The sequence below is a fragment of the Mesorhizobium sp. M0771 genome, from assembly GCF_040320155.1.
Classification (GTDB): Bacteria; Pseudomonadota; Alphaproteobacteria; order Rhizobiales; family Rhizobiaceae; genus Mesorhizobium.
This window is the reverse complement of the sequence record NZ_JAMYPC010000033.1, coordinates 1-12658: the sequence shown is the minus strand read 5'-3', so window position 1 is coordinate 12658 and position 12658 is coordinate 1. Positions and strand designations below refer to the sequence as shown.

9 protein-coding genes and 3 pseudogenes are annotated in these 12658 nt (G+C 58.7%); 3 read left to right on the top strand and 9 right to left on the bottom strand.

What is annotated here, in order from left to right:
* Positions 1–17: 17 nt before the first annotated feature.
* The 5 genes from NKI05_RS30190 to NKI05_RS30170 form a co-directional block, all read right to left on the bottom strand.
* Positions 18–701 carry a TrbJ/VirB5 family protein gene (locus NKI05_RS30190; RefSeq protein WP_023673704.1) on the bottom strand — a complete coding sequence of 228 codons (684 nt, stop codon included), beginning with the start codon at positions 699–701 and terminating at the stop codon, positions 18–20.
* A gap of 13 nt (positions 702–714) precedes the next feature.
* Positions 715–3084 (bottom strand): type IV secretion/conjugal transfer ATPase VirB4, encoded by a 2370-nt coding sequence (gene virB4 / locus NKI05_RS30185; RefSeq protein ID WP_023694986.1) that lies wholly within the window; start codon positions 3082–3084, stop codon positions 715–717.
* Complete coding sequence (locus NKI05_RS30180; RefSeq protein ID WP_023673706.1) at positions 3084–3410, bottom strand: type IV secretion system protein VirB3; 327 nt, start codon at positions 3408–3410, stop codon at positions 3084–3086. Before NKI05_RS30180 ends, virB4 begins: the two co-directional genes overlap by 1 nt.
* Complete coding sequence (gene virB2, locus NKI05_RS30175; RefSeq protein ID WP_023673707.1) at positions 3410–3715, bottom strand: pilin major subunit VirB2; 306 nt, start codon at positions 3713–3715, stop codon at positions 3410–3412. The genes NKI05_RS30180 and virB2 overlap by 1 nt, the downstream gene beginning before the upstream one ends.
* Before the next feature lie 74 nt (positions 3716–3789).
* Positions 3790–4575: a type IV secretion system lytic transglycosylase VirB1 gene (locus NKI05_RS30170; RefSeq protein WP_352793952.1), complete on the bottom strand. Its 786-nt coding sequence runs from the start codon at positions 4573–4575 to the stop codon at positions 3790–3792.
* 1291 nt (positions 4576–5866) lie between these two features.
* Between NKI05_RS30170 and virG the strand changes: the two genes are divergently transcribed.
* Positions 5867–6592 (top strand): two-component system response regulator VirG, encoded by a 726-nt coding sequence (gene virG / locus NKI05_RS30165; RefSeq protein WP_023685159.1) that lies wholly within the window; start codon positions 5867–5869, stop codon positions 6590–6592.
* A gap of 691 nt (positions 6593–7283) precedes the next feature.
* Here the strand turns inward: virG and virD4 are convergent.
* From virD4 to NKI05_RS30145, 4 genes and pseudogenes are all read right to left on the bottom strand, one after another.
* Positions 7284–9029, bottom strand: coding sequence for a type IV secretion system ATPase VirD4 (virD4, locus tag NKI05_RS30160; RefSeq protein WP_352793950.1), 1746 nt, complete (start codon positions 9027–9029; stop codon positions 7284–7286).
* A gap of 247 nt (positions 9030–9276) precedes the next feature.
* On the bottom strand, positions 9277–10047 hold the full coding sequence (locus NKI05_RS30155) for a hypothetical protein (RefSeq protein WP_352594796.1): 771 nt from the start codon (positions 10045–10047) through the stop codon (positions 9277–9279).
* Positions 10048–10348: 301 nt separating this feature from the next.
* Positions 10349–10642 (bottom strand): annotated as a pseudogene (locus NKI05_RS30150) (integrase core domain-containing protein); the annotation flags it as partial.
* A gap of 2 nt (positions 10643–10644) precedes the next feature.
* Positions 10645–11427, bottom strand: a pseudogene (locus NKI05_RS30145) (IS256 family transposase); the annotation flags it as partial.
* 290 nt (positions 11428–11717) lie between these two features.
* Here NKI05_RS30145 and NKI05_RS30140 point away from each other — a divergent pair.
* Together NKI05_RS30140 and NKI05_RS30135 are read left to right on the top strand one after the other, a co-directional pair.
* A pseudogene (locus NKI05_RS30140) lies at positions 11718–11853 on the top strand (IS6 family transposase); the annotation flags it as partial.
* 83 nt (positions 11854–11936) lie between these two features.
* Positions 11937–12658: KUP/HAK/KT family potassium transporter (locus tag NKI05_RS30135; RefSeq protein ID WP_352793948.1), on the top strand; the 722-nt coding region annotated here is incomplete at its 3' end.

Genomic DNA, 12658 nt, shown 5'->3' with positions numbered 1-12658 from the left:
GATGAACTCTGTGTGGTTTACGGGAGGATGCTAAACATATTAGCGGTGTCCTGATGTTCGCGACGCTGCGTGGCGGCCTCCTCCACGGCGTGAAGGCTCCCTTGTGCAGTGGCCATTGTCAGCAGACTCGTGGCCTGGACATTTTGGATCATCGCATCGTGAATCTGCTTGAGGACCAGACCGTTGGTCACGGTGGCCTGCATAATATTTCCCGAGCGGGAAAGCTGACCAAGCGTGCCGGCGTTATCCTTAAGGCGCTTGTCCATCATGCCCAAAGTGTCGGCTGCAATAGCTGCGGCATTGGCGGCCCCGGCGATTTGTCCCTGTAACAGTTTCGCTTCTGAATCGGTGCCGTTGACTATCCGATTTGGGTCCTTCGCAATGTTACGGGCCATAATCGAAGCTGGCGCCCGAGCATCAAACATCTGCTCCTCCAGCTTATTGCTCGACGGGTAGTGATTTCCTTGGTTCAGTGAGCTTAGCAGTCCCGTGACAGCGAATGACGACGTTAGAATTGTCACCATTTCAATCGTGGTAGCAAGCGTCTCGATTGACCTCTCAAGGATCGCCGCATTGGAAAGCGCTGTTAAGGTCGCTTGTGTTTCTGTTACAGGGTCGCTGACGATAAATTGCGAACGGGCCTGTCCGTGAAGCAGAAGGGAAGCAGCAAGGGTCGTTACTGCAAGTTTGGCAAATTTCATGAATATTCCTCCGTCAATCTTGAACTTCGTGGTACCGGGCCATGAACTTGTCGAGCCACCCACTTGGGGCGTCTCCGTGCTGGTTACGAAGCTGGTCGGCAAAGCGCACTGTGTTGGCCCGCCCCGAGAGTACGGCTACGTACTCGCGCATCTGCCCAAGATCGAATTCGCAAACAATACTCCCGCTATCGCGCTTGAGCAAAAACTTGCGGCTGCCGATTGCCATTCCCTGGCGGATTGCCTCGAACTCCTGCGCAGTGCACTTCAAGCCATCGACATACGCAGAGCGGTCCGCCGTCGGTGATGGGTAGAAAATTTTCGTCATACATTGCGCAACGAGACTAGCTCCGAGAGGCGATTCCAGAACGTGTTCAGGCTGCTGCGTTGCGAGTATCAACATGCCGTTGTTTTTGCGGACCGTGAGCAAGAACTTGTCGATAACGGCCGAGAATTGGGGGTTGAGTAGATAGAATCGAAATTCGTCGCAGCTCATGACGAACCGACGACCATCGACGATAGCGCCCACTCGATGCAGAAGGTATGCGGCGGCCGGTGCACAGACCTCCTCATATTCCAGGAGCTGCGTCATGTCGAAGCCCGTAATGGAGGCATCCAGCCTTACTTCGTCCACGTCGCCGTCAAAGGCCCATCCAAGCGCCCCCCCTCTACACCACCGCTGCAGCCGTGCTCCTGCGCCCTCGGAGGGGCTGTGCAATAGGAACTCGCGCAGGCCCGCAAGTGAGCGCATAGGGGGTTCGAACGAAAGCTGACGAACAATGCCGCGTTCCAGCCGACGGCTTTCCTCCGGCGAGATCGGACCACGGCCGTCACTCTCGATCAGGGCCATCAACCACTCGCGCAGAAAGTCCCGGGAGGCGGAGGTGTTGTCCAGTCCACGCAGAGGGGCCAAGCCGCTCGGAGCGCCTCTGCGCAACGCAAGATATGTCCCTCCCGTGGCTCGCACCAGCAGTTCACCACCCCGATCCTTGTCGAAGAAGACGATCGCACCATTGCGACCGACCAAGCTTTGCTCAAGCATCGCGAGGACAAAGGTCATCAGCGTCGTCTTGCCTTTGCCAACGGGCCCGAATATTGCCGTCATGCCGACGTCATTCTCATGGGGGATGTAGTCGAAAGAAGTTCCACCGTTTGTGCGAAAGCGCGCAACAGCATTGCCCCAGTGACCGGAACTGGAACCGCTTGGGAAGTTCTCAAATGAGACGAGCCCGGCAAAATTGTGTGAGGTGATCGCCCCCGGGCGCGTGCGCCACCTGTTGTTCCCCGGAAGTTGGGACCAATATGCGGCCTCCATGCCGATGCCCTCTTGGACGATAACGGCGCCCGCGTCGGCCAGCCGTGCGCGGGCACTTGCTGCGCGATCTGCAAGGCTATTGAGGCTGTCGGCATAGACGCACAGGCTCAGATGATGCGAACCCATCACGAATTCGTTGCTTGCCAGTGCGTCCTCTGCCTCGGCAAGTTCATTGATCTGGGTGAGAGCCTTGTCGCCGGCACTCGTCATCTGGCTGGACTTAAGGCTTAGTTTGGCATGAGCTTGTGGGCGAGTGAGGAAGGAAAAGCTCTGGCTCAGGACAAGCGGGAAGTTGGCGGACAGCAAGGAATTTAGCATGCCCGGCCGCGTCGTCGCCGGATATTCACGGAACGAAAACAATGATCCGACGGAGCTATCCCCGGGCCTTCGAATCTCAAGCGCCCGCTTCCCGCAGATGACCTGGTCAGTGTAGATCGAGGCGCCAAGTGAGCCGGTAACCATCGGAACCGAAAGAAACCGGCAAGTCATCATGAGCCGAAGCGCCTCGCCGATTTCCGTGAAGAGCACGTTGCCTTTCTCACGAATGCCCAACCGGCGCAGACCGTAACCGCCGAGTGCGCCAGCAGTGATGTGCCAGAGGTCTTCCAGGCTCCGCATTTGGGTGGCTAGATCGTGCTCATTCCGTCTGCGGGACTTGGCAATCCGCAAGCCGATCTTGCCGATTGCGGTGCGGGGGGACACGATCAAAGTGAGGAAGTGATCGTTGCGAAAGAGCTTTCCCGACAGCACACGACGCTCGTAGGCCTCGCTCAGACTGCCAGCGAATGCACTTTGAAACTGGCGCGGCGCCGGCGCCGGCACATCGTTGTGTCTCACAAGATGAGCGTATATCGAGACATTGTCATCGGCGATGTTGCGCAAGAGAGTGTTGAACGCGCGGCAGCGCGAGTTGCGCATCTCAGCGTCTTCCAAATCAAAGGGCACACCGTTCACATGTGCCATGGCCATGATCGATCCGTCTTCCAGAAGGACAACCTGATCGCTTACGTGACCAACATACGGAAGGTAGATCTCGCCAGACCTCTCGGTCCGGCCGCTGGCGCCGAACATTACACCATTCCTCTTCCGCGTTTCGGCACTCTGATCGGATTGGCGCTGACGCTTGCGCCTCCCCAGACCGGCCCGTCCACGCTTCTGCCGGCCGTCTGCAAATAGAGCAGCACGACGCTTGCCGCGTTATAGTCACGCTCAACAACCAGCCGTGCTCCGAACCAGAGTGGCACGAGAACGATTTCGTAGAGCGGGTTCTGAAGGATAATGATAACAAGCCCAGCCAACATCATGAGCAATCCGGCCAGCGTCAGCGGCACCCCCAGAAACAGTGCGGGGCGCGTCGCCGCCACATAGAGGGTGCTCACTTCCAACCGGTCGCTCATCAGCCGCCGCCTATGAGCGCCTTGCCCAGGAAGCTGGCCCCGAACATGATGACGATCCCTCCAACGACACCCGCAACCAGGCCAAGTGAAGCACGACCGAACATCCAAGAGATACCGATGGCTACGAGCCCGAGCACGGCCAGTGATTGTCCAAAGGGGCCAAGTATGAACGTGCAGATATTCTGGACCATCTTGGCAGGATCCGTCCCTCCGGTCACCTGAGCCGCGGCTGGCCCGCTGTAGAAGACCGTCCACGCCGCGCCTGCAGCAGCGGCCGGTACATATTCAGCCGCCATGCGCAGCATGGAAAAAGGCGAAGGAACACGCGTTTTAAGCGCACGAAGTATCTTGAGTGGCGTCATCATTGCATCTCCATGTTTCAATCGAATACGAGTTTGTTCGGGTTCGCGGGTTCCCGTGCTTTCGCAGCCTGGCTGCCTGTCGGACCGGAGGGATCGGCCCCGGAGCGGTCTGGCTGATACGAGCCCCAAATGTCCCAAGAATCTTGGTTGGGCTGCTTCTTTCTATTGGCCTGTTGGCTCTGCTGGAGCAGAGGCGGCACGGCTTTCCGACCGGGTGCCTCAAGGTGCGGCACATCTCGAGCAGTCGGCTCCAACGTTCGCTCAAGGAGACTTGAGATGTCCTTTGCGGCCGACTCGACCTTGCGTACATAACCGTTGGCGAAGCCACGCGTGACGTCGCCCGTGTTATAGGCCGAGATGGCACGGCGAAGCGCCAGTTGCTGGGCCACAGCAGTGGTGCCGCCGGCATACCGGCTTTCAAGCAAGTGGGCGGCAGCCGAAAGCGAGGCGCAGGGCTCGAAAGCCCTTTCCGGCGTAAGATTGAGCATGGCAAAGTTCTTGCTGTTTATCTGCATCAATCCAACATCGACAGAATGTTGTGCTTCGAGGCGTTCCTTGATGCCCCGCGTGGCTTCCAGGTGGTCTATCCAGCGAAGCTGCTCACCTGTGGTGTTGTCATGAGCCACCAGCGTGTCAAAGCCACTTTCAATCTTGGCAATCGCGGCGAGGGTGGAGGGCGCAACCCAGGGGGCGCATTTGCGCGACAGGCTGCGGAACTCACGCGGAGAAAGTGGCGCGGGCTCGGCTGGGAGTAACATGGATGTCAACAGGACGACGGCCAGCGGCCAAGCTGCAATAAACATTCCCTATCACCTACCTTTCCAAGCCGCCGGACGGGTTCTGGCCCTGTTCGGCACGCGCTTATCGGGGAGGTTTGTTACTGTGTGATGTTCAAGTTCAGCTTTTCGGTTTCAATTGAAGCAAAGACCGTGTTCGTATCAGCGTGGGTGAGCATCTTGCGCATGCGTGGGTGGCGCGGGCCCGATCAGCCAGCGACATCCGGAGCATCTTGGTACAATGACTCCTGTACAGGATTGCTCGTCCCGGCCGTCCGTTGCTCCTGGAGTGTGGGCCGCGACTTTGGCGTCATGGATGGTACTTCTGTCAGCGCCAAGCCAAGGACTAAAATGGGGAGCTTGGCGGGCTTGTTCAGGCTCGGGATCACCGTGGGGAATCGACTAAGGCGATAAAGCGGCCCAACTTTGCCGGTATGCTGCCGGTCCTTAAAGAGCAGCCATGCGCGGCCCTGCACACTCAGATCATTGCTTGAGACGCGAGCTCGTCCGCGAAGCTGGCTCGAAGGCGCAAATCCGCGGCGGCGAGGGTCAACCGGGAAGACGTGGCGGCGCAGCCCATCCGGGTGCGAGCCTCGTTCAGCTGTTCGGCCGCCGCCGCCAAAGGGTGGATCATGCACAGTCCCATCGGCAGATAACCGCACGTCATTGACGGAGTCCGACGGCGCAATGGACAAGCATAGTGACACGCTCAAGATGGAGGAGTTGCAGTAACTGAGAAATGTTAGCCCGGACGTTCACCGCAACCGGCGACCTGCCGGTCGCCGAACAGCATTTGAGGCCGCCGGCCACCTTGGACGAAGCCGGCTTGGCAGGAGACACACTATTTTGCACAAGGCCGCTGCAGCGAATCACGGTCTTCTTCCGCCGACCGCCTCTCCGATCAAGCCAAACGCCGCGCTGCTCAACCATGTCCGAGCTGGATCCACGAGCCGGAGGATATCGAGATGATCCAGGTCCGCAAACTCCAGGATGACCAGGATGCAAGGGCATAGCAGGAAACTTGGCATCCATGAGGTCGAACTTGAGTGATATTGGCAGGCCTGCACCAACGGGGGAGCTCGAAGCGAAAAAGCGAAGGACCACACGGCAGGGTCATGTCGGCGCTTGGACCTGTCTGGTGGCCGCGGGCTGCCTTGGTGCGGTCAATTCGCTGGGGATGAAAAGAACAGGACGAGCACGGCCTCACATTGGCCGCACGCAACGGCGAGTGGTATCAAGGAGCAGCTGTTCTGGGTCGGTGCCCCAGGGTTGCTCGGCAACAGGTTTAACAAGGGGATTCAAGATTGAAGGTGTGCCGTTGAAACATGTTCTTGTCATTGACGATGATGCCGCAATGCGGCGCCTCATCGCCGAGTATCTCACGATGCATGCCCTGAAGGTAACCGCAGTCCACGATAGCAAGCAGTTTGACTATGTTCTTTCACGTGAGCCAGTCGATCTCGTGGTTGTCGACCTTAACCTAGGCCGGGAGGATGGACTTGCGATCGTCCGCAATCTGGCGACAAAATCGGATGTTCCTATCATAGTGATCAGCGGCGACCGGCTTGATGAGGCGGAAAAAGTGGTTGCACTGGAGCTCGGCGCAACCGATTTCATTCCCAAGCCTTTCGGGATGCGCGAATTCCTGGCCCGCATTCGAGTAGCGCTACGCCAGCGCATTTCTAGTCCGCGAACCAGAGAGCAGCGCTCATTTCGCTTTGGGGCCTGGAAGCTCAGCGTGAAGCAGCGGCGACTGATCTGTGCGGAGCGTGGCGAGGTCAAGCTTACCGCATGTGAGTTCAATCTGTTGATCGCATTTCTGGAGAACCCCCGCAACGTGCTATCCAGAGAACGGCTTTTGCTCGCGAGCCGTGTGCGTGGAGAAGAGGTGTACGATCGAAGTATCGATGTCCTAATCATGCGCTTGCGCCGAAAGCTGGAGGCTGATGCGGCCAACCCTCGCCTGGTCAAAACATCCCGTGGCGCAGGGTACTTCTTCAACGCTGACGTAGACGTTAGCTACGGAGGCACGTTGGCCGCGTGACAGTGAGCTATGCTGGAGATTGGGGCGACGAGGCTGATCAAGCCTTCCAACAGTACCAGCCTGATCAATTACGGCGAGAGCTACCGGTCTGGAGATCGCATCAGCCCCTCTCTGCATATGCACGCGGCCGCCTGAATTGCCGATTTCGCTCAGCTGCTGCTGAATGGCGACGGCTTGCGGCGCATTCAGCAGCCCTCTGCGTCTCCGCTGGCCACAACAGCGCTGGTGAATGTTCATTGTTGGGACGACTCACTCGTGTGGCAGGTGGTTGCCCTGGTCAAGCTCATCCGGCGAAGGGCGGATCTGCTGTTGGCTGGCAGCCAAGACTGGGGGCGGCGGCCCGAACTCCGGCGTCCCAGAGCTTGCGAAAGCCTCCGACACGCTTCTGTTGAGGTCATCCCGTCCATCGGGCATCCCTGGGTTGCTGGAAAAAGATGAGGCGGCTTGATGATCCTGCCCTCGCTGAAGCACCTCGCGAGACCCCCTGTTCCAGTCGCAGAAGCTCCTCTGGATTGGTTGGCGGCTCGTCAGCTCGACCATCGAATAGCGGCCGGAGCGCCTCGGACGCGTGCTGCTCAAAGCCCACTCGCCGGGCTTGGCCCGCTTGCCCCTCTTCCAAGCCGCGTCCTGCACCTGCGACAAAGCTGTTACACGGGATGGATTTTTTCGCGGGGTCCACACCAGCCTCACATCAAACTGTATCGTCAAAGTCCTGCGCCAATTCACACAGCGGGTCATCGAGTTGAGATTCGGCGGAGAGCGCCTCCTCTGCTCCCGTCAAGGGCGCCGGCTCCGGGAGGGCGCCTGTCTGGCTTTCAAAGATGCGTTTCAGAATGCGATCCGAGAAATAACGCACCTTCCTCAATTTTAATGGTGGCAGACCTTTGATAAGAACAATCTCGTAGTCGTCATCGAGCAGCCGAACCTGTTCGGGACGCAATAGCGGTGCACCTTGATGTGAATTCTGAATGGTCCAGTCGAACGTTCGCGCCTGGCTGTGGGAAATCGATTTGGCTTCAAACGTGTATTCACCGATGGCCTTGGAAATGTAGTTCGGAGTCTCGTCATCAGCCGTGGCCATGAACACTTGCAGTCCGGTATTGCTGAGAAAATTCTGCTTGCCAGCCTCTCCATAAGCCCCCGTCAGTGCCGAAAGGCTTTGGATGATGAGCATGAAACGCCCCTTGTAGCCCGCGATAGTCGTGATTGCGGTCTCGATCGCCTCCAGCTTACCCAAGTGCTTGAACTCGTCGAGCAGGAAGAGAACCTCGTGCTTTTCATCCCGACGGGCCAGCGACCGCTGCAGAATTGAAACGATTTGCTGAAAAAACAAACGTATCAAAGGCGCGATCACCTCAAGGTCGTTCGGACCAACGCAAAGATAGATGCACGTTCTGCGACGGCGAAGATCATAGACCGAAAAGTCCGAGCGACTTGTGGCCGCCTTTACAGCGGGATCCGCCCACAGGTTGAGCCCGCCATCGCCGAGCACGGAAGTGTAGGAGGTTAGGATTTTCGTATCGTTCCCCGCCATGTCGTCGAAGATGCGTTGTGCCTCTTTGTTCTGGGTCTCCATGGCGAGTCGCGCGAAGAGCTTAAACTTCTCCCCCGGCTGGGCGAAGAGGTCATAGACGGCGCCGATTGTTGGCGTGCCCCGCTCGATGCAGGCAAGGATTCCCGCGACAAAGATATCTCGCGCGCCGCTGACGAAACCTTCCGCGCCCTCCCCCTTGGCCGTAATCAGGTTTGCGGCCAAGCGGCGGGCTTCGGTGAATTGCTGCTGTGGAGGCAACGCTATAAGATCCAACAGCGGATTGTAGCAGTTTGTGCGCCGCTCCGAATCCAGCGGCGCGAATTTAAACACGTCGTCACCTGCGGCTTTGCGCGCCCTCGAGGTGAGCTCAAAGAGCTCCCCCTTGACGTCCAGAGCTATCACCGAGCCTTTGAATGTAAGTAGCGTTGGAATGACTATGCCGACGCCCTTGCCAGCGCGGGTCGGTGCAACGATGAGGCTGTGAGGCTGCTCGCCATTGGTCAGGTAGTAGCCAGGCCAGAAAGGGCCACTTGTCTTCCCAAACACCGGCCCTGTCACGCCGCGGTATCGTCGCAGATATCCCGTGCGTCGCATTTCATCCACGCGAGCCCAACGAGCCGTCCCGTGGTGTTCGAGCTTGCGGCGCAATACGATCTGCTGAATCAGCAAGACGACCGCGGACGTCGAGAGCACGATAGCCGCGCCCCGATAGAAAACGGGGGTTGCGAAACCCAAATAGAAGGGCGTCTCAAACCAAAAGGCACGGACATCAAACGCCATCAGAGCCTCGCCGCTACCGCCGTGGCGGAAGGTTGCGTAAAGACTTGCCGCACAGAAGCCCACGGCGAGTGAGCACGCGATGCTAATGGCCAAGTTGGGGGGCGTCGTTTTTGTTGAAAGCATTGTTCCATTGCCGGATTAGCCGTAGCTAATGCTGCGCGTGCTTCAGAGACCGAACCGGCGTCGCGCGATGTCGCCGCTCGACAGATCGATGCCGCAGCGGGTGGTGCGATGCTTGCAGCGCATCACCCGGCAGACGTGGTTTTTGAAAGTTACACTAAGCAGGCGCCTCAACGGCCAGCGAATTGGAAACGGCAAGGCCGTAAACGGAATTCGGGAGAGAAAGCGTCACTGTACCATGGCCGAGACCTCAACGGCCGGAGCGATCTCTGCTTCTGGTGGCCTCCATTAGGTCCTCTCGGGCGTGATTGTAGGTGTGGCTTATGGACTGCCCGACTTGAGCACCCCGCTGCAGCTGTTCATAGGAGGTTTGCGGGCTTACTGTATCACGGACTGCAGCCTCAATACCTGCTATGTGGCCGTCCAGATTCGCACTCCGTTCCTCTGCTGCATGCTGCGGCGGCGGCATGTGCGGCAAGATGTGTTGCATGCCGGGAACTGAGTGAGCTTGGGCCTGTTGATTTGCGTCGAACTGGTGATACGCGTTGAGAATAGCATTGGATGCTGTCAACTTGACATTGACATCCGGATCAGAAGCCAATCCAATGGCCTGATCAAGAATGCGAGATTTATTTTCGTCATTAAACTTACTGAAGTGTGGCGCAACGTAAAGAGCTCCGAGAGCTTGCGACGACGGCTCCATGTTGCCAATGCGATTAACAATAGCATCTTGCATCCCTGGCGTTAGGTAATGGCATACATTACTGACCGCTCTGACTTGCTGCAACGCTACGTCATCCGGGGTGTACCCCAATCCGGCTGTTAATTTCTCGGCCAGATCGATGGCTGATCGTCCAAGCTGATTGGCCCGCCTTTCAAATCTCGCGAGGTCAGTTTCTGGCCCGGCTTGAGTGCCCCGAACGGCTGTTCGCTCGTGCGTCCCGAGGCCTTTGAAGCCCCCAAGATTTCGCGCTGTATCACGCGGGTTAGCGGTTACCAGCCGTTCTGCAACATCGCTCAATGGCCCCTCTGGAACGTCACGGAGGCTACTGCTCCCCACGCCTTGAGATGATCTTGCAGCTGCGCGTGCCCGTTTGCTATCGCGATCCATTGCTCGCCTCCAAAGTAGTTATTCTACCCAATGAGGGTACCACCGAAGCTTGACCTGCTAAACCGATATGATGTTACAGTTGTAGTATGGCAAAGGGTTCCCAGCTCTGTGGGTCTGCAAAGAGCCCGTCTAAGACGAAGAAAATACGATGAAGTTGGCATCAAATGCGATGTGAACCGCCCCGGGCTTTTCGGAGGCCGTTTTGTTTGAGTCACGCGGCTATGGCTGGTTCATCCAACATGGCGTAGTAGCGTTCCTCGGCTTCGGCCGGCGGGATGTTGCCGATGGGCTCCAGCAGCCGGCGATTGTTGAAGCAGTCGACCCATTCGAGCGTGGCGAACTCGACGGCCTCGAATGAGCGCCAGGGTCCGCGTCGATGGATCACCTCGGCCTTGTAAAGACCGTTCATCGTTTCGGCGAGAGCATTATCGAAAGAGTCGCCGACACTGCCCACCGAGGGTTCGACGCCGGCCTCCGCCAAGCGCTCGGTGTATCGAATGCTGACTAATCGAGCGCGTTCCCGAGGAAGTGGACGTAGCAGCGCTGCCATGCTGCTTCCGGGATCACCTCGCCGATCGCCGCGACCAGGCCGGCATGGTCGTCGGACACGGCCAGTTCGACGCCCTTGAGACCGCGTCGTTTCAAGCCGACGAGGAAGTCCTTCCAGGCCGAGCGGCTCTCGCGATTGGCCATCTCCACGGCCAGGATCTGGCGCCTTCCGTCCCAGTCGATGCCGACCGCGATCAGCACCGCCTGGCTCATCACGATGCCGGCTTCGCGCACTTTCTCGTAGCGGGCATCGAGAATGAGGTAGGGGAATGGCTCCTGAAGCGGTCGTTCGGCAAACGCCTTCAGGCTCTCGTCCAAGCGCTTGTTGATGGCCGAGATCGACGAAGCCCAGAACGCATGACCGCACAGCTCTTCCGTGATCGCCTTGACCTTGCGGGTCGACACGCCCTGGACATACATCTCCGCAAGCGTCGCAACCAAGGCCCGCTCCGAACGCTGGTAGCGCTCGAACAGCTCGGTGGAGAAGTGACCCGCCCGGTCCTGCGGAACCCGCAGCTCAAGCTTGCCCACCCGGGTGACCAGGGTGCGGCCGTAGTAACCCGAGCGTTACCCAAGGCGCTCAGGCGTGCGTTCGCCCTTCGAAGCACCCAGCGCCTCCTCCATCTCGGCCTCGAGAACCTCCTGCATTACCGCACGGATCACTTCGTGCAGCCCCTCCGGGTTCGAAAGCAGAATGTCTTTGACGGCAGCGCTGGTCGATTTACCTTCTGTCTTGGTCATGGTGGCGTTCCTTCCAGGGAATCGGTGACGTTGAACATCACCAGCCTGCCATGACCGCCCTCTCTCAGCGAATTTGCAGAACTCTCAGCACACTACCATCAGCCCTCAGAGCCTTTGGTAATAGACCGACCCCTCGCACCTGTTTGGGCTGGGTGTACAAGTCAGGTTTTCATCAGGTTCGACGAGCATGTCTGGCAGTAGAGCGCGACCACTTCCGTGCCCGCCCACTCGTCTGGCAGACACACACAGTAGAAAGATATGCCGTCAGCTACAAGCAGCGCCATCGTTTCCTGCCGCAGATCATCGCTGATCCGGTCTGGCCCTCCATCAGGTTCCCCTTGAGCCTGTGTCTCGTCGGGGAAATGGCCCGGGAGCGGGATCGTGGTTTCGTATGAGACAATCCGCCGGTGCGGCAACAAATGCGGTCCGCATACGGAGCCATTACGTTGCGGCACTTGATATTGCAGTGCAGCAAAGGTAGAGGGCCGCCCCTTATCGGAGTGTCGTCCATGGTCCTTACCAATACTGGTAGCGAGGCAGAACCCGTCGAACAGTCGAGCCATCCGGCAATCGAACAGCAAAGCCCCAAGGTGCTGATGCTAGGCGCGCTCGGCGTTGTCTATGGCGACATTGGCACCAGCCCGATCTACGCATTCCGTGAGGCGCTGGTGGCGTCGTCGGGCGGCAATGTCGCCGAGCGCGGCGATATCCTCGGCGTGCTGTCGCTGATCATCTGGTCGCTGACTATTATCGTCACCATCAAGTACATCATGTTCGTGCTGCGCGCCGATAACGGCGGCGAGGGCGGCGTGCTGTCGCTAATGGCGCTAGCGCGCGGCAGTTTCCCCAAGCGGTCGGCGGTGATCCTGGGCATCGGCATCGTCGGCGCCTCGCTGTTTTTCGGCGACGCGGTCATCACGCCCGCGATTTCGGTGCTTTCGGCCGTCGAAGGCATGAACGTCGTCACGCCTGCTTTCCAGCCTTATGTGGTGCCGCTGACCCTGGTCATCCTCGCCATGGTGTTCGCGGTGCAGCGCTTTGGCACGGGTGGGGTGGGATTAGTCTTCGGTCCGGTGACCGCTGTATGGTTCCTGGCGATCGGCCTTTCCGGTCTCAACCAGATCATCGCCGACCCGGAAATCCTGTGGGCGGTCAGCCCGCACTACATCGTCGCCTTCCTGATCAATTCGCCCGATGTCGCCTTCGTCACCATCGGCGCCATCTTCCTCGC